At 73.0% G+C, this 16,933-nt stretch carries 14 protein-coding genes and 1 pseudogene; 12 read left to right on the forward strand and 3 right to left on the reverse strand.

Going from position 1 to position 16,933, the window contains the following annotated elements; all coding sequences use genetic code 11:
• Nucleotides 1-117: 117 nt before the first annotated feature.
• Nucleotides 118-2,049: a hypothetical protein gene (locus IPK37_14500; GenBank protein QQS00122.1), complete on the forward strand. Its 1,932-nt coding sequence runs from the start codon at nucleotides 118-120 to the stop codon at nucleotides 2,047-2,049.
• Nucleotides 2,050-2,059: 10 nt separating this feature from the next.
• Nucleotides 2,060-2,773, forward strand: a complete 714-nt coding sequence (locus IPK37_14505; protein QQS00123.1) for a class F sortase — start codon at nucleotides 2,060-2,062, stop codon at nucleotides 2,771-2,773.
• 26 nt (nucleotides 2,774-2,799) lie between these two features.
• On the opposite strand, the gene IPK37_14510 is transcribed toward IPK37_14505, so the two are convergent.
• Complete coding sequence (locus IPK37_14510) at nucleotides 2,800-3,759, reverse strand: DUF808 domain-containing protein (GenBank protein QQS00124.1); 960 nt, start codon at nucleotides 3,757-3,759, stop codon at nucleotides 2,800-2,802.
• Nucleotides 3,760-3,898: 139 nt separating this feature from the next.
• Between IPK37_14510 and IPK37_14515 the strand changes: the two genes are divergently transcribed.
• The 8 genes from IPK37_14515 (at nucleotide 3,899) to IPK37_14550 (ending at nucleotide 14,053) form a co-directional block, all read left to right on the forward strand.
• Nucleotides 3,899-5,374 (forward strand): adenosylhomocysteinase, encoded by a 1,476-nt coding sequence (locus IPK37_14515; GenBank protein ID QQS02899.1) that lies wholly within the window; start codon nucleotides 3,899-3,901, stop codon nucleotides 5,372-5,374.
• A 160-nt stretch (nucleotides 5,375-5,534) separates the two neighbouring features.
• On the forward strand, nucleotides 5,535-6,212 hold the full coding sequence (locus IPK37_14520; GenBank protein ID QQS00125.1) for a response regulator transcription factor: 678 nt from the start codon (nucleotides 5,535-5,537) through the stop codon (nucleotides 6,210-6,212).
• 4 nt (nucleotides 6,213-6,216) lie between these two features.
• Complete coding sequence (locus tag IPK37_14525) at nucleotides 6,217-8,280, forward strand: HAMP domain-containing histidine kinase (protein QQS00126.1); 2,064 nt, start codon at nucleotides 6,217-6,219, stop codon at nucleotides 8,278-8,280.
• An 86-nt stretch (nucleotides 8,281-8,366) separates the two neighbouring features.
• Nucleotides 8,367-10,166, forward strand: coding sequence for a GerMN domain-containing protein (locus IPK37_14530; protein ID QQS00127.1), 1,800 nt, complete (start codon nucleotides 8,367-8,369; stop codon nucleotides 10,164-10,166).
• Between the two features lie 172 nt (nucleotides 10,167-10,338).
• Nucleotides 10,339-11,046 (forward strand): ComF family protein, encoded by a 708-nt coding sequence (locus IPK37_14535; protein QQS00128.1) that lies wholly within the window; start codon nucleotides 10,339-10,341, stop codon nucleotides 11,044-11,046.
• Between the two features lie 236 nt (nucleotides 11,047-11,282).
• The gene (raiA, locus tag IPK37_14540; protein ID QQS00129.1) at nucleotides 11,283-11,909 is read left to right on the forward strand and encodes a ribosome-associated translation inhibitor RaiA; all 627 of its coding nucleotides are present in this window, start codon (nucleotides 11,283-11,285) and stop codon (nucleotides 11,907-11,909) included.
• A 156-nt stretch (nucleotides 11,910-12,065) separates the two neighbouring features.
• Nucleotides 12,066-12,779, forward strand: a complete 714-nt coding sequence (locus IPK37_14545) for a response regulator transcription factor (protein QQS02900.1) — start codon at nucleotides 12,066-12,068, stop codon at nucleotides 12,777-12,779.
• An 8-nt stretch (nucleotides 12,780-12,787) separates the two neighbouring features.
• Nucleotides 12,788-14,053, forward strand: a complete 1,266-nt coding sequence (locus IPK37_14550; protein ID QQS02902.1) for a YcaQ family DNA glycosylase — start codon at nucleotides 12,788-12,790, stop codon at nucleotides 14,051-14,053.
• Here the strand turns inward: IPK37_14550 and IPK37_14555 are convergent.
• Both IPK37_14555 and IPK37_14560 read right to left on the reverse strand, forming a co-directional pair.
• Entirely contained in the window at nucleotides 14,040-14,594 is a 555-nt protein-coding gene (locus IPK37_14555; protein QQS02901.1) for an isochorismatase family protein, read from the reverse strand. The two genes, IPK37_14550 and IPK37_14555, sit on opposite strands and share 14 nt — an antisense overlap.
• A gap of 155 nt (nucleotides 14,595-14,749) precedes the next feature.
• Nucleotides 14,750-16,221 (reverse strand): annotated as a pseudogene (locus IPK37_14560) (DHA2 family efflux MFS transporter permease subunit).
• Nucleotides 16,222-16,391: 170 nt separating this feature from the next.
• Here IPK37_14560 and IPK37_14565 point away from each other — a divergent pair.
• Together IPK37_14565 and IPK37_14570 are read left to right on the forward strand one after the other, a co-directional pair.
• A complete protein-coding gene (locus IPK37_14565; protein ID QQS02903.1) occupies nucleotides 16,392-16,607 on the forward strand; it encodes a hypothetical protein in 216 nt (71 codons plus the stop codon).
• A complete protein-coding gene (locus IPK37_14570; GenBank protein QQS00130.1) occupies nucleotides 16,604-16,924 on the forward strand; it encodes a type II toxin-antitoxin system PemK/MazF family toxin in 321 nt (106 codons plus the stop codon). The genes IPK37_14565 and IPK37_14570 overlap by 4 nt, the downstream gene beginning before the upstream one ends.
• The last annotated feature ends 9 nt before the right edge of the window (nucleotides 16,925-16,933 follow it).

The raw sequence follows: 16,933 nt of genomic DNA on the forward strand, positions 1-16,933 counted from the left end.
TGCAGTTATGGTAAGTGGCGTCCAGGCGACCCGGCTGACCCGTCGTCGCCAGTTTCATCCGGCGGCGGAGGCGTTGACGCCTCCCTCGGGGGCCGCCGGCCCGAGCGAAAGACGACCATGAATCCTTCGCGCCCCACCGTCCGGCGGCTGCCGTTGTCGCGGATCCTCGGCGGTGTCGCCTCGGCCGGACTCCTCGTCGCCATCCCCGTGGCCTGGTCCAACGCCGCCACCGTCGACTCCGCCATCACCGACGTGTCCGTGCGGCAGAGCTCCACCACGGTCGGGTCGGCGATGACGCTCGACCTGAAGTGGCAGGTGCCCGACGGGACCACGGCCGGCGACACCTTCACCCTGACCGGGCCGCCGGAGTTGGCGATCCTCGGCGGGACGAACTTCGACCTCAAGGACGGCGCGGGGGAGGTCGTGGCCAAGGCCGGCGTCGCTGGGCAGGTCGTCACGTTCACCGTGACCGACTACGCCGAGCGCCACATCGGCGTGCACGGCTCCGCTTTCTTCAGCGTCGAGCTGCGCCAGTCCGTCCAGCCCGGGCCGCACGACCTCGTGTTCACCGCGAGCGGGAGCGTCTACCGGGACCGGGTCGACGTGGGCGTCCTGCCGCAGAACGACTACTCGACCACCGCGACGAAGTGGGCCAAGTGGTTGCCGCCGAGCGCCGCGGGCAAGGACGGCATCCCCGCCGACGCCCGCATCCAGTGGGCGATCACGGGGCCGCGCGTCACGGGCGCGCAGCCGATCACCTTCACGGACACCCCCGGTCCCGGCCAGGCGGTCGACTGCACCGCCTTCACCATGTGGTCCGGCTCCGCCAACCTCTCCGGGCAGCTCGTCGGCCAGGCCTTCGTGCCGAAGAACCGGCTGAAGGTGCTCGAATGCACCGCCGCCAAGGCCGTCGTGCAGATCACGCCGCAGTCGGCCGACGTGGGCCGCGTCTTCATGCTGATGGGCTTCTCGCGGCTCACCGACGACACGCTGGATCAATACACCAACGCCGGCTCCGTGTCCGTCGGCGGCGGCGCGATCCCCGTCAACACCGTGATCCCCGGCGCCGGCGGCCAGGGCACGGGGACGGTACCGGTCACCACGGCGCCCGCCACCACGACGGCTCCGGCCACGACCACGGCTAAGGCCACGAGCGCCCCGACGAGTACGACGGCGCCCGCCACGAGTGCACCGACGAGTACGGCGCCCGGCACGACGACGACCACCGAGCCGGCCACGAGCGCCCCGACGAGCAGTGCGCCGGCCACCACGACCGCTCCCGTGACCACGACGGCACCCGCCCCGACGACGGAGCCGGCCACCAGCACGACGGCCCCTGCCACTACGTCGGCGCCTGCCACTACGTCGGCACCTGCCACCACGTCGGCACCGACAAGTTCCGTGCCCACCCTGCCGCCGGGAACCGCCACCTCCTCGGCGTCGGTGCCCGCGCCGGTGACCAGCACGATCACGGACACCGTGACGGCTACGGTGACCAGCACCACGACCGTCACTCCGACGACGACCCAGCCGCCCACGACGGCGACGGTCACCGTGTCCGTCCCGTACCCCTTCCCCGTGCCCGGTGGCACGGTCACCGCGCCCGGGACCGTCGTGACGGTGACCGCGGCGCCGCCGGCGCCGGGCGGCGAGGTGACGGACTCGGCCACGGCCCCTGCCCCCTCGTCGTCGACGTCCGCGACGCGGCCGCCGGTCGGCTCGGGCACCCAAACCACGACGGGCGCCACCGCGCCGGGACAGCCCACGGAGGGCACCGGCAGCTCGAGTTATTCGGCGGGGGTCCCGCCGGTGTCCGGCGCGACGACGACGCCCTCGACTCCCGCGGCGCCGCCGCCGCCGAACCACGGCGTCGGCGCGCGGCCCGCTCCGGGCGCGGCGCCGCGGCCGGGGACGCGGGTCACGACGGTGAACACCGGCATCGCGCCGGAGGACGGCCCGGACGCGCTGCTGGTCGGCGGCGGGATCGTCCTGATCGCCGGAGCCGGCGCGGGCCTGGTGGTCCTGTCCCGCCGGCGCACGGAGGGCTAGCCGCCGCCGCATGGGACCTGCCCTGCTGCGGACCGATTCCCCCGCGGCCGCCCGCGCCTCGCGCGCGGACGGCCGCGGCGGTGCGTCGCGATGGCGGTCGGTGCTCGCCGTGCTCCTCGTGCTGCTCGTGGCCGCGGGGGTCGCCCTGCTCTGGCGCGGCGTGCACCCGCAGGCGCCGCCGGAGGCACCGCTGCCGACGTACCAGTTCGATCAGCGCGCCCAACCCGCGCCGGCCCCCGCGCCCAGCCCCGCACCGGTTCCGGCGTACGGGCCCGACCGCCTCGGCATCCCCAGCCTGGACATCGACGCCCCCCTCGTGCCCGAGTCCGTCGGGGCGGGCGGCGACCTGGTGATACCCGGCGATCCGGCCACGGTCGGGCGGTGGCGGGAGGGTCCCGGACTCGACGCCGCGACCGGGACGACCCTGCTCGCGGGCCACGTGAGCGTCGCGGGGGTGGGGGACGGCGCCCTGCACGCGCTGCACCGCATCGAACCCGGCGCGCTCGTGGTCACCACCGACGCGGCGGGGCGGGCCCTCCGCTGGCGGATCGACGGGCTCGTCGTGCACGGCAAGGACGCCCTCCCGAGCTTCCCGACGGACGGCCCGCGCCGCCTCGCCATCGTCACCTGCGGCGGCCCGCTGCTGCGCACGGCGGAGGGGAACACCTACCGGGACAACGTCATCGCCTACGCGAGCCCGTACGCCGGGCCGACGCAGCCCTGACCGACCCCCGCGATCCGGCGAGATCGTCAGTGCCCGGCCGACGCCGCGGCGTCGGCCTTCTTCTTGCGTGGGATGAGGTGCAGGATCGCCACCACCACGGCGCCCACGAGGAGGCCGGCGATCGCGGAGCCGAGCGTGTTGGTGAGCCAGCCGAGGACGCCACCGAGGGCTCCGGTCGCGTGCGCCACCGCCTCCTCGGCGTGGTGCACGAGGCCGTACGGCGTGTGCCAGCCCAGGGTGTCCGCGCCGACGAGCAGGATGTGGCCGCCGACCCACAGCATGGCGATGGTGCCGACCAGCGCCAGCGCCTTCAGCAGCTTCGGCATGCCCTTGACGAGGAGCTCGCCGACGCGCTGCGCCGCCGAGGATTGCCGACCGGCCAGGTGCAGGCCGATGTCGTCCATCTTGACGATGAGCGCGACGACCCCATAGACGCCGATCGTGATGACGATGGCCACGACCGTGAGGATGATGGCCCGCTGGAGCAAGCCCTCGCTGGCGACCTCGTTGAGGGCGATCACCATGATCTCCGCGGACAGGATGAAGTCCGTGCGGATGGCCCCCGCCACCATCTGCTCCTCCTGCTGCGCTCCCTGCGCCGCGGCCGGTGCCTCCTCCGCGGCGTGATGACCGCTGATCTTCTCCCAGATCTTCTCGGCACCCTCGAAGCTGAGGTACGTCCCGCCCAGCATCAGGATCGGCGTGAGCAGCCAGGGGGCGAACTGGGACAGCAAGAGGGCGCCGGGGAGGATGAAGAGGAGCTTGTTGCGCAGCGAGCCGATGGCGATGCGCTTGATCATCGGCAGCTCGCGGTCCGCGGTGAAGCCCGTGACATAGCGCGGCGTCACGGCGGTGTCGTCCACCACCACGCCCGCGGCCTTCGCGCTGGCCCGGCCCGCGGCGGCGCTCACGTCGTCGATCGACGCGGCGGCCAACTTCGCCAGGGCCGCGATGTCGTCCAACAGGGCGACGAGTCCACCAGCCATCGAATCATCCGTCCTTTCGGGAGGTCTGCCCCCATTGTCGGCGGCGCGGGCCGTCGCTGGCGATTCGGGGGTCCCCGGCCACGGCGGTACCCTGGAACGCGGTGCACGACCGGCACCTCCCCGACCCCAGAGGATCCCCATCGTGTTCGACTTCAAGGTCAAGGACCTCGCGCTCGCCGAATCCGGACGGCACCAGATCCGTCTCGCCGAACACGAGATGCCGGGCCTGATGGCGATCCGCGAGGAGTACGCGGCCTCGCAGCCCCTGGCCGGCGCCCGGATCGCCGGGTCCCTGCACATGACGGTGCAGACCGCGGTGCTCATCGAGACGCTGGTGGCGCTGGGCGCGCAGGTGCGCTGGGCCTCCTGCAACATCTACTCCACCCAGGACGAGGCGGCCGCGGCGGTCGTCGTCGGCCCACACGGCACGCCCGCCGACCCGCAGGGCGTGCCCGTGTTCGCCTGGAAGGGCGAGACCCTGGAGGAGTACTGGGACTGCACCGAGCAGATCCTGTCCTGGCCCGCGGGGGCCGACGGCGCCCCGACGTACGCGAACATGATCCTCGACGACGGCGGCGACGCAACGATGCTCGTCCACCACGGCAAGGAATGGGAGGCGGACGGGCGGGTGCCCGAGACGACGGAGGAGGACAGCGCCGAGTTCGGGGTGTTCAAGGCGCTCGTACGCCGTACGCTCGCCGCCGACCCCACCAAGTGGACCGGCGTCGCCGAGCAGATCAAGGGCGTCACCGAGGAGACCACCACCGGTGTGCACCGGCTCTACCAGCTCGCCGAGCGCGGCGAACTGTTGTTCCCGGCGATCAATGTCAACGACTCGGTGACCAAGTCCAAGTTCGACAACAAGTACGGCTGCCGGCACTCGCTCATCGACGGCATCAACCGGGCCACCGACACCCTCATCGGCGGCAAGACCGCCGTGGTCTGCGGCTACGGCGACGTGGGCAAGGGCTGCGCCGAGTCGCTGCGCGGCCAGGGCGCCCGCGTCATCGTCACCGAGATCGATCCCATCTGCGCGCTCCAGGCCGCGATGGAGGGCTACCAGGTGGCCACGCTGGAGGACGTCGTCGGCTCGGCCGACATCTTCGTGACCACGACCGGCTGCTACGACGTGATCCGCGCCGAGCACCTGGTGGCGATGAAGAACAAGGCCATCGTCGGCAACATCGGCCACTTCGACAACGAGATCGACATGGCCGGCCTCGGCCGGGTCGAGGGGGTCAGCAAGGTCGAGATCAAGCCGCAGGTCCACGAGTGGACGTTCGCGCAGGCGGGGCCCGAGGGGCAGCCCGCCGGCCGCTCGATCATCGTGCTGTCCGAGGGGCGGCTGCTCAACCTCGGCAACGCCACCGGGCACCCCAGCTTCGTGATGAGCAACTCCTTCGCCAACCAGACCATCGCGCAGATCGAGCTGTTCACGAAGACGGCGGACTACCCGCTGGGGGTCTACACGCTGCCCAAGCACCTCGACGAGAAGGTCGCCCGGCTGCACCTCGACGCCCTCGGGGTTCGGCTGACCCAGCTGAGCAAGGGCCAGGCGGAGTATCTCGGCGTCGACGTGGAGGGTCCGTACAAGCCGGAGCACTACCGCTACTGATCCGCTGCCTTCGCCGGGCCCGCGTTACCTGTCGCCGGCCGGCGTTACCTTCGCTGGGCCGACGCGAAGCCGTTCGACGAGCCGCCGCCGCGCGGCGCGCCGTCGTCGGCTGGTTGCCCGCGGGTAGGATCGGCAGGGCAGCAGCAGAAGGGAAGCGGTCATGAAGGCACGGGTGCTCGTCGTCGACGACGACCTGGCCCTGGCGGAGATGCTCGGCATCGTCCTGCGCGCCGAGGGCCTGGAGGTCCTGCACCGCGCCGACGGCCCCTCCGGCCTGGAGGCCGTCCGCGAGGCGAAGCCCGACCTGGTGCTGCTCGACGTGATGCTGCCCGGCATGGACGGCATCGAGGTGTGCCGCCGGATCCGCGCCGAATCCGTCATTCCGATCGTCATGCTCTCGGCGCGCACCGACACCATCGACGTGGTCGTGGGCCTGGAGTCCGGCGCCGACGACTACGTGGTGAAGCCGTTCAAGCCGCAGGAGCTCATCGCCCGCGTGCGTGCCCGGCTGCGCCGCGGGGAGGACCCCGAGCCGGAACGCCTGACGATCGGCGACCTCGTCGTCGACGTCGCGGGCCACAGCGTCAAGCGGGAGGGCAAGATCGTCCCGCTGACGCCCTTGGAGTTCGAGCTGCTCGTGGCCTTGGCGCGAAAACCGTGGCAGGTCTTCAGCCGCGAGGTGCTGCTGGAGCAGGTCTGGGGCTACCGGCACGCGGGGGACACCCGCCTGGTCAATGTGCACGTGCAGCGGCTGCGCAGCAAGATCGAGAAGGACCCCGAGCATCCGGAGATCGTGGTGACCGTGCGCGGGGTCGGATATAAGGCCGGCCCGAGCTGACGCGATGGCTCTCGACGCCCGCCGGCTAGGCCGGGACCTGGGCACCGCCGCGGACTGGCTCGGCCGCCTGGCGCGGGCCGCCTGGCACGCACTGCGGCGCCGCGCCACGCAAGTCGGCAACTGGCTGGCCCGGTGGTGGCGGCATAGCCTGCACTTCCGGGTCGTCGTCTCCACGGTCCTGCTGTGCCTGGTCGTCATGGGCCTGCTCCAGACGTTCCTCTATCAGCGCATCGCCGACGGCCTGGTGGACGACCGCACCCGCATCGCCAAGGAGGAGGCGGCGAAGGGCGCCGGGTCGATCCAGGAGGCCCTCGACAAGACGGACAAGCTCGACGCGGACAGCCTGCGCCAGCTCACCTGGGACCTGGTGCGCGCTCAGGAGTCCGACAGCGCCGAAGGGGTCCGCAAGGTGATCCTGATGCGGGCCCGCGCGAACGACGTCAAGGACATCGTGCTGCCCACGCTCGACACGGGCATCGACATCGGGGTGATCACCGACCAGATGCGCGACGAGTTGGCGAAGAACGCCGGGGTGCAGCAGGTCCAGATCGTCACCGTGCCCCGGGGCGGCGAGGACGTGCCCGCCGTCGTGGTCGGGTCGATCGTGCGGGTGCCCGAGGCGGGGCCGTACGAGCTGTACTACCTCTACCCGCTCGACCGGCAGCAGCAGATCCTCGCCATGGTGGTGCGGACCTTCCTGCTCGGCGTGCTGATCTTCGCGGTCCTGGTCGGGCTCATCTCGCACGTCGTCACCCGGCTCGTCGTCGACCCGGTCCGCGAGGCGGCGGTCGTCGCCGAGCGCCTGGCCAACGGGCGGCTCAACGAACGCCTGGACATCAAGGGCGAGGACGACCTCGCCAAGCTGGCCACCGCCTTCAACGGGATGGCCGATGCCCTGCAGGCCCACATCTCCCGCCTGGAGGACCTCTCCGCGCTGCAACAGCGATTCGTCTCGGACGTGTCGCACGAGCTGCGCACCCCGCTCACCACGATCCGGATGGCGGCGGAGGTGATCTACGACGAGCACGAGAAGTTCCCGCCGGTGTCGGCCCGGTCGACGGAAATCCTGTACGGCGAGGTGGAGCGATTCGAGGAGCTCCTCGGCGACTTGCTGGAGATCAGCCGGATCGATGCCGGCGCCGCGAACCTCGACCGCGAGAACATTGACATCCGCACCGTCGTCGACCGGGTCCTCACCGGACTGATGGGGCTGGCCCGCTACAAGGGCAGCTCGATCACCCTCGTCGGCGCGGAGGAACCGTTGCGCGCCGAGATGGATCCCCGCCGGGTCGAGCGCATCATCCGCAACCTCGTCAGCAACGCGCTCGAGCACGGCGAGGGCCGCCCGATCCGGGTCGAGATGGGCGGCAACGACGCCGCGGTCGCCGTGGCGGTCCGCGACTTCGGCATCGGCCTGCGCGCCGGGGAGGCCGACCTGGTCTTCACGCGCTTCTGGCGCGCCGATCCGGCGCGCAAGCGGACCACGGGCGGGACCGGCCTGGGCCTGGCCATCGCCCTCGAAGACGCGCGCCTGCACGACGGGTCCCTGCAGGCGTGGGGGGAACCCGGGGTCGGCTCCCGGTTCCGGCTCACCCTGCCCCGGGTCGCGGGCCGGCCCATCGGCTACTCGCCCTTGCCCCTGGCCGACCCCACCTCGGCCGAGCTGGGCGCGGACGGGGTCCCGCTGGGGGAGCCCATCAAGGCCGCCGGGGACCCCACCACGAGCACGCTGCCCGTGCCGCCCGCCGACGAGACGGCGGGCGCGATCGACGACCCCTTGGTGCCGGGCGACGACGTACCCGCGGAGGGTGCGGACCGCGATGCGGCGACCACGGCCGCGGCCGTTCCCGCCGCGGCCGTTCCCGCCGCGGCCGTCCCCGCCGAAGCGCCGGCGGATCGCGAGCCGGACGTCGTCGACCCGGAGCTGGACCTGGTGGATCCGGAGCTGGAGCTCGTGGATCGCGAGCCGGACGTGGTGGACCCCGAGCTCGACCTGGTGGATCCCGAACTGGATCTGATCGATCCCGAGCTCGATCTGGTGGATCCCGAACTGGACGCGACGCCGTGAGGCCGCCGGTGGCTGGCGGTGGCCGCGGTGGCGGCTGCTCCCGGGTCGGCGGGGGTGGCCGCGGCGCCCCGACACCCGCCCGTCGCGTGCGCGCCGCGGCGATGGGCGCGCTGCTGGCGGCCGCGAGCGCGGGCTGCGCGGGTCTGCCGTCCAGCAGCAGCGTGATGCCGGGCGACCCGGTCGCCGCGCCGCTCTCGACCCCGCTGCGGATGCACCCGGTCACGCCGATCCCAGGGGCCGGCCCGGAACTCATCGTCAAGGGCTTCCTCGTTGCCGGGTCCGCGCTGAGCTACGACGACCCGGCGTCCGGCCCCACGGTCAGCAAGGACTATCGCCCGGCCCGGGAGTTCCTCACCCCGGCGGTCTCCGAGGGCTGGGCCCCCGGGTCGCGCTCGGCGGTGCTCTACACCGGCGCGGTGAAGGCCACCGTGGCGCAGGGCGACCAGGACAACGCCACGGTGCATGCCTCGGTGGAGGCGGTCGCGACGCTGGCCGCGGACGGCCGGTACGTCGAGCTCCCCGAGCCGCAGCAGCGCACGATCCAGGTCGAGCTCTACAAGGTCGAGGGCGAGTGGCGGATCGCCCACCTGCCGGCGGACTTCGGGCTCTGGCTGGACCAGTTCTATTTCAACCGGTCCTATCAGCCGTTCTCGGTGACCTACGCGTCCCCGATCGCGCGGACCCTCATCCCGGATCGTCGGTTCTTCCCGATCACCAGCGGCCTGCCGACCGCCCTGGCGCGGGCCCAGCTCGAGCCTATCCCGACGTACCTGCAGGGCGCCGTGACCACGGGGTTTCCCGCAAACACGCGCCTGTCGGTGGAGTCGGTGTCGGTGACCGGCGGGACGGCCCGTCTGGACCTGACCATCCCCACGACGAGCAGCGCCGAGGATCGGCGCGCGGCGCTGGCGCAGTCCATCGCCACACTCACCCAGGCCACGTCGGTCGCGGGCGTCTCGCTGCGGGCCGACGGCCGGCCGCTGGAGCTGGTCGGGGTGGCGGGGCCGCCGTACGACCTCGCCGGGCTGGGTTACGAGAAGGCGCAGGGGCCCGAGCCCGAGGTGGCGGTGGTGCGCACCCAGGATCGGCTCGTCGCCGTGCGTCCCGCGGACCCGCGCAAGGTGGCCGAGGACGCCGGTGGGGTGCAACTGCCGCGCATCGATCCCACCTACAGCAAGCTGGCGGTGGGCCCGGGGCTGAGGGACTTCGCGGCGGTGACGGGGGACGGCGCCGGCCTCATCAGGCACCGGCAGCGCGGGGACACCCCGGCCGTCGGCTACTCGGCGGTGCAGGCGCCGTTCGCCACGGGCCTGGTCCGGCCCGCCTTCGACAGCCACCAGGGGTTGTGGCTGGCGGGCGCCGCCCCGTCGGGGGCGCCGACCATCTGGGTGATCGACACGCGCGGCGAACTCGGGACCGCCCAACCCGTTCCGATCGGTACGCCGTGGCTGGCGGGGCAGCGCGTCGTCGCGCTCAAGGTGGCCCCCGACGCCCAGCGCGTGGCGCTGCTGCTGCGGCAGGCCGACGGGCGGGTGCGGATCGGCGTCAGTGGGGTCGTGCGCGGACAGGACCAGCGGGTCAGCTCGCTGACGGCCCCGCTGTACGTCGGGGGCGGCCTGCTCGACGCCGTCGACCTCACGTGGACCACGGCGTACCGCCTCACGGTCCTGGCCCGCGGCGCGGCCACCGCCGAGCTGCGGGCGACGTACGTCGACCTCGACGGGCGGGCCGAGGGATCCGAGCTGGGGGCCGTCCCCGGGGCGCGGGCCATCGCCGCCCTCGGCGGGGGACGCGTCGGCGTGGTCACCACCGCCGGACGGCTGCTGATCTCGGTCGCCGGCTACTGGCAGGACGCCGGGCCCGCCTCGGACATCGTCGTGCCCTGACGGCTGCCGCTGAGGCTGGCCACCGGCCCCCGGGTGCCGCCGTTGACCTGGCCCCGCTGCCGGCCGCGTGCCAAACCACGAGCCGTCCACACCCCCGTCGCGACCCGCCGCCGTCCACCGCCCTGGCCGGCCCACCGCCCGTCGGGGTGGGGTGCGGGGCAGGCTCGCGACCATGCGATGGCGCGACGCGATCGGGGAAGCGCTGGACCTGGCCCTGCCGGTGACGTGTGGCGGGTGCGCCCGGCCGGGTACGGCGTGGTGCCGGGTCTGTGCGAGCGACGTGGCCGGCGGATGGGAGGGCCCGGCGCGCCAGGTGTGGCCGTCGCCGACCCCGGCGGGGTTCCCGCCGACGTGGGCCGCGGCGCGGTACGAGGGGCCGTTGCGGCACGCGTTGTCGGCGTACAAGGACGATGCCCGCCGCGACCTGGCGAGGCCGCTGGCCGACCTGCTCGCCGCGGCGGTGACGGCGGCGTACCCCGCGGACGCGCGCGCGACGGTGCTCCTCGTGCCCGTGCCGACGACGGCGCAGGCCCGCCGGCGTCGTGGGGACGCCCCGCTGGAGACGTTGGCGCGTCGGACCGCGAGCCGGCTGCCGCGCGGAGTCGCGGTGCGCCTCGACTCAGGGGCGCTGACGGTGCGGCGGCGGCTGGCCGATCAGTCCGGCCTGACGACTCGGGCGCGGGCCGCCAATCTGGAGGGGGCCTTCACGGCGCCCGACCGGGTGGCGGGATGTCCCGTCATCGTCGTGGACGACGTCGTGACCACGGGTGCCACCCTGGTCGAGGCGGCCCGGGCCCTGCACGCGGCGGGCGTCCCCGTCGTCGCTGCGGCCTGCATCGCCGCCACGACGCGTCGGGGCCGTCCCGCGCCGGCGGCATGACCCCCGCGCGGCGTGGCACGCGGCCCGGTGTGACGGTCGCCATTATCGTGAATGGGCTGGTCACGGCTCCGGAAATGAATTAACATTCCGGCATGGAGGCACGCCTCGCGACCCGGCCACGCAGCGGGTGACGCGGGGCGTTTTGTCGTCTCCGGACCCAACCGAAGGGGGAATGCCGGCACCGCACCGCCGTCTCGTTCGTTCTCCCCACGCACCCGTCCCCATAGGAGGTCCCCATGGAGATCACCGTCACCGGCCGTCACGTCCAGATCTCGGACCGATTCCGCCAGGTTCTCGGCGACAAGCTCACCAAGGTCGAGCAGTACGCACCACGCACCCAGCGGGTCGACGTCGTGGTCAGTCACGAGACCAGCAAGGCCGCGCCGAAGGGCAGTGAGCGCGTCGAGATCACCTGCATCGCCAAGGGACCCGTGATCCGGGCGGAGGCCTTCTCCGACGACAAGTACTCCGCGATGGACCTCGCACTACAGAAGCTCGCGGAGCGGCTGCGCCGCGCCGGCGACAAGCGCAAGGTCCGGCGGCGGGGCCGCAGGCTCGAGGAGCCGGCCGTGGACCTGGACGCCACGCTGCCCCCCGAGCCGGAGGTAGCCGAGGAGCCCGAGCCGCGCACCGAGCTGGAGCAGAAACTGGGCGCCCAGGGCGACATCCCCGTGCAGGTGCGCGAGAAGGTCCACGCCGCCGCTCCGATGAGCCTGGACCAGGCGCTCTACGAGATGGAGCTGGTGGGCCACGACTTCTACCTGTTCATCGACAAGGACTCGGCCCGGCCCAGCGTCGTCTACCGGCGTCGGGGCTGGGACTACGGCGTGATCGCGCTGGAGGTCCCGACCGACGCCGCGTGAGGCGCGTCGGTCCGCCCGGCGTTGTTGCGAACACCGTTGGGAGGCGGCCGGTTCCGGAAGGGGCCGGCCGCCTTCGCGTGCCCGGTCGTGCGCCGACCGGTCGGCTTCTTCGGCCCGGCGGTCGGGTCGTGTCATGATGACCCGGTGAACCACGCCATGGACGGGGAGCAGGCCTACGACGGCGCCCCCACCCGCGTGGTCATCGTCGACGATCACGTCCTCTACCGGCGCGGACTCGACCTCGTGCTGTCCTCCGAGCCCGACATCGAGGTGGTCGGCGAGGCGGACAGCGGCCAGAGCGCGATCGCCGCCGTGGAGGAACACCGGCCCGACGTGGTGGTGCTCGACGTACGGATGCCGCGCATGAACGGCATCGAGGCCTGCGAGATCATCAAGTCCCGGTTCCCGCAGACCCAGATCATCATGCTCACCACCAGCGACGACGAGCAGGACCTGTTCGACGCGGTCCGGGCCGGGGCCAACGGCTACCTCCTCAAGGACGTCCCTCCCGAGGAGGTCGTCGCGGGGATCCGGACCCTGCGCTCGGGCGGTTCGCTGGTCTCCCCGACGATGGCGGCCAGCCTGATGCGCCAGTTCGCCTGCCTGGCCCGCAACGATGGCGACGCCGCGGTCCCCACGGGCGCCCGGCTCACCGATCGCGAACGCGAGGTGCTCGTCCACGTCGCGCGCGGGCTGGGGAACCGGGAGATCGCCAAGTCCCTGTTCATCTCCGAGAACACCGTGAAGAACCACGTGCGCTCCATCCTGGAGAAGCTGCAGCTGCACAGCCGGGTGGAGGCCGCCATGTACGCCGTGCGCGAGCGCCTCGTCGACGACCACGGCGACCCAGGGCCCGGACTGCGGCGGTGAGCCCGTCGTTGGCCGGGGCCTCGGCGGCCGGGGCCCGCGCCCCCCGCGACGAGCTGAGCCCGGCGCAGGCGCGGCGCATCGCGCTGGCCGCGCAGGGGTTCACGTCCCGGCGCACCCCCGCCGGCGTCGTCCGGGCGGCCCACCTGCGCCGGGTGCTCGACACCGTCGGGATCGTGCAGATCGACAGCGTGAACGTCGTCGCGCGCAGCCACTATCTGCCGTTCTACGCCCGGCTGGGGCCGTACGACCCCGCGCTGCTCGACGCCCTGCGCGACGGTCGATCGCCGGGGCGCCGCGACATGGTCGAGTACTGGGCCCACGAGGCCTCCCTCATCGCCCCCGCGACGTGGCCGTTGTGCGGTTTTCGGATGCGGCGGGCCGAGGAGGAGTCCTGGGGGTGGATGAAGAAGATCGCGGCCGAGCGGCCGGGGCTCGTGGAGTCGGTGTACGCCGAGGTCGCGGCGCGCGGGCCGCTCACGGCGCGGGAGTGCGAGGCCGCGCTGGAGCACGACGAGCCGGCCCGGGCCAAGGAGTGGGGCTGGAACTGGTCCCTGGTCAAGGCGGCCCTGGAGCACCTGTTCTGGGCGGGGCGGGTGTCGTCGGCCGGGCGCAGCAGCCAGTTCGAGCGCCGCTACGCCGTACGGTCCGCGGTCCTGCCGCCCGAGGTGGTCGCCGCGGGGCCGCACGGCACCGCACCGGTCCGGGACGAGGACGCCTTCGCCGCGCTGATCGAGATGGGGGCGCGGGCGCACGGCGTGGCCAGCGAGGCGTGCCTGCGCGACTACGCTCGCCTGTCGATCGCCCAGGCCCGGCCGGCCATCGCGCGGCTCGTCGACGAGGAGGTCCTTGCGCCCGTGCGGGTGGGCGGCTGGCGGGCGGCGACGTACCTGCACCGCGACGCCCGGGTTCCGGCCCGGATGGGCACGCGGGCCCTGCTCAGTCCGTTCGACTCGCTGATCTGGACGCGCCCCCGCGTGCGGGCGCTGTTCGGGTTCGACTACCGGCTGGAGTTCTACACACCGGCGCCGAAGCGGGTGTTCGGGTACTACGTGATGCCGTTCCTGCTCGGCGACGCGTTGGTGGGCCGGGTCGACCTCAAGGCGGACCGGTCGGATCGGACCGGGCGGGTGCTGCGGGTGCATTCGGTGCACTGGGAGGACGGCGCGCTGCGGCGGCGCGCGGACGCGCCCGAGCAGCTCGGCGCGGAGCTGGCGTTGCTCGCGGCGTTCCTGCGCCTCGACGGCGTGGTGGGCTATCCCGTCACAGGTCCTTGACCAGCGCGGAGACCGCCTTGAACCGGGGATGCGCCGCGGTGGCCAGCCACTCGAAGGCCACCATCTCGGCGGTGACGATGACCGCCCCGGCCGCGCGCAGCCGCTCCAACGCCGCCTCCCGGTCGGCCGGGCGCCGGGACCCGCAGGCATCGGCGACGACCCAGACCCGGCGGCCGGCCTCCAGGAGACCGAGCGCGCTCTGCAGCAAGCACACGTGCGTCTCGCAGCCGGCGATCACGATCTCGGACGTGCCGCCGCGCAGGGCGCCGCGGCGGCCCAGCGCGGCGTCCAGGTCGGGGCCGCAGCCGGCGAAAGACATCTTCTCGACCGTTTCGTCGATGAGCTCCGGCAACGGGTCGACGCTGGGGCCCAGCCGGCTGGGGTTCTGAACGGTGGCCACGACCGGCACGTCGAGCTCGCGGGCAACCCGCGCCAGGAAGACCGCCTTGGCCACCACGGCGGCGCCGTCGTCCATGGCGGGCATCAGGCGCTCCTGGTAATCGATGAGCACCAGCACGCTGTCCGCCGCTCGCATTCGCAGGGGTGCGCTCATGGGTACTCCCGTGGCTCGGCGGTGGGTGTGTCCGGCCCACGGTATCGAGTCCGGGCTGGCCCGTGAAGCGCGCGAAATGGGCCGACGCGCGCGCCGTTTCCGTGGGTGTCGGCCCATTTCGTGAGGGTCGCCGCGGCGCGGCGCTACGTCAGGGGCTGCGGCTCGGGAGCGTCCGGTGCCGCTGCGGCGTTGCGCGCCGGCAGCGTCAGCACGAGGGCCAGCGTGGCCAAGGCCAGGGCCACTCCCACCGCGAAGGCCCAGCCGAATCCGGCCGCGTCGCCACCGGTCGCGGCCAGGACGGTGACGAAGGCCGCCGTACCCATCGCGCCGGCCACCTGCTGGGTCGTGCCGAGGACCGAGGAGCCATGGGCGTACAGGTGCTCGGGCACCGCCCCAGCCCCAGCGTGAACAGCGGCGTGAACAGCAGGGCCAGGCCCAGCGAGAGCGCGACGTGGAGCCCGACGAATGCCGCCAGGGGCGCGGTCGCACCCGCCCGGACCAGCCATGCCGTCCCGGCCAACGCGCCGACCAGGACGACGGCGCCAGGGATCATGAGCACCCGGGCGCCGTGGGCGTCCAGCAGCCGACCCACCACCGGCGCGGCGAGCCCCATGGCGATGCCCCCGGGCATCACCACCAGGCCGGCCACCAGCGGCGGCTGCCCGAGGACCGACTGCAGGAACAGCTGCAGCAGGATGACCACGCCCATCAGCGCCATGAAGGCGATGGCCATCGCCGCCATCGACCGCGCGAAGGTGCCGGACCGCAACACCCGGACGTCGAGCAGCGGGCTGCCGCCGCGGCGCCCCAGAGCGAGCTGGCGCCACGTGAAGGCCGCCACCCCGACGGCGCCCAGCGCGAGCATCGCCAGGCCCACCGCGCGGGTGGCCGGGGCGCCGACCTCGGACAGGCCGTAGACCAGCGCACCGAAGCCGACGATGGCGAGCGGGACGCTGCCCACATCGAGTGTCCGGGCGGTGGGTTCGCCGACATTGCGCAGCCCGCGGAGCCCCAGCAGGGCGATCGCGGCGGCGGCCGGTAGGACGAGGAAGAAGATCCAGCGCCAGGAGAGCGCCTGCAGGACGACCCCGGAGACCGCCGGCCCGGCCGCGGGGGCCACGGAGATGGCGAGGCTCACGTTGCCCATCACCCGGCCGCGGTCCCGCTCGTGCACCACCTGCATCAGCGTGGTCATGAGCAGGGGCATCATGATGGCGGTACCGACCGCCTGGACCACGCGGGCGAGGAGCAGCACGGCGAACGTCGGGGCCAGGCCGGCGAGGAGCGTGCCGGCGCAGAAGGTGCCCATCGCCAACAGGTACGCCGCGCGGGTGGTGAGCCGTTGCAAGAGGTACCCCGTCGTCGGGATCACCACGGCCATCGTCAGCATGAAGACCGTCGACAGCCACTGCGCCGCCGAGGCACTGACGTGCAGGTCCGCCATCAGCCGGGGGATCGCCGTGGTCATGATCGTCTCGTTGAGGATGACCACGAACGCGGCGGCGACCAGCCAGAGCAGCACCCGGTGGTCGTGGAGAGCCGGGTCCGGCTCCAGCGCGCCGAGGTCCGGCGCTGGCTGGGCGGGCGCGCTGGGCGTGCGGCGCTGGGTTGACATGGCGGGCTTTCTGCTGGCCGACGGCGGGCTGGCCCAGGGTAGCCCGCCGCCCGCCGTACCCGAAAAGGGATTACGCGGCCCCGGGTTTCCTGGGTCCTATGGCGAGCCAGCGACCGACTTACAAGGCGGCCGCCCGACGCAGCTCGTACTACGGTTCCTAGGTGGGCAAGCTGAAAGTTCGGACGGACCGGGCCACGGAGCGGGCGTTATCGGAGCTGGTGGCCAAGCACGGAAGCCGCACCGATGCCGTGCGCTACGCGGTGCTGCGCACCTACCGGGAAACCGCCATCGAGCAGGCCCAGGCTGATGCGGAGCGGCTAGCGGAGGACCCCGAAGATCAACGCGAGGTCCTCGCCATCCAGCGCTATATGGGCTTCGCTGAGTGATCCTCCGCGGGGGTAGCTACACGATCCGCGCGGCGCCGGGGGCTCGGGGTCACGAGCAGCAGGGCCGACGACTGGCCGTGGTCATTCAGTCGGACCGATTCGCGACGAGCGTGGTCACGGTAGCTCTGACGTCGACGCGGGCTGGGCGCGCCGTGTATCGGCCAGAGATCGACGTCGACGGCACGGTGACGCGCATCCTCACGGACCAGATCTTCTCCGTCGATCCTGGCCGGCTGATCGAGTTCCGTGGCGTTCTGGACGCTCTTGAGCTTGCGGACCTCGACCGGGCGCTCCTGCTCAAGCTCGGCCTGATCTGACCCTGCCCC

The sequence above is a fragment of the Austwickia sp. genome, assembly GCA_016699675.1.
Lineage (GTDB): Bacteria > Actinomycetota > Actinomycetes > Actinomycetales > Dermatophilaceae > Austwickia.

Bases quoted from the DNA above. Each gene is read 5' to 3' on its own strand.
- IPK37_14510 (QQS00124.1), bottom strand. From the start codon at position 3,759: ATGGCTGGTGGACTCGTCGCCCTGTTGGACGACATCGCGGCCCTGGCG.
- IPK37_14535 (QQS00128.1), top strand. From the start codon at position 10,339: ATGCGATGGCGCGACGCGATCGGGGAAGCGCTGGACCTGGCCCTGCCG.
- IPK37_14525 (QQS00126.1), top strand. From the start codon at position 6,217: ATGGCTCTCGACGCCCGCCGGCTAGGCCGGGACCTGGGCACCGCCGCG.
- raiA (QQS00129.1), top strand. From the start codon at position 11,283: ATGGAGATCACCGTCACCGGCCGTCACGTCCAGATCTCGGACCGATTC.
- IPK37_14500 (QQS00122.1), top strand. From the start codon at position 118: ATGAATCCTTCGCGCCCCACCGTCCGGCGGCTGCCGTTGTCGCGGATC.
- IPK37_14545 (QQS02900.1), top strand. From the start codon at position 12,066: ATGGACGGGGAGCAGGCCTACGACGGCGCCCCCACCCGCGTGGTCATC.
- IPK37_14505 (QQS00123.1), top strand. From the start codon at position 2,060: ATGGGACCTGCCCTGCTGCGGACCGATTCCCCCGCGGCCGCCCGCGCC.
- IPK37_14520 (QQS00125.1), top strand. From the start codon at position 5,535: ATGAAGGCACGGGTGCTCGTCGTCGACGACGACCTGGCCCTGGCGGAG.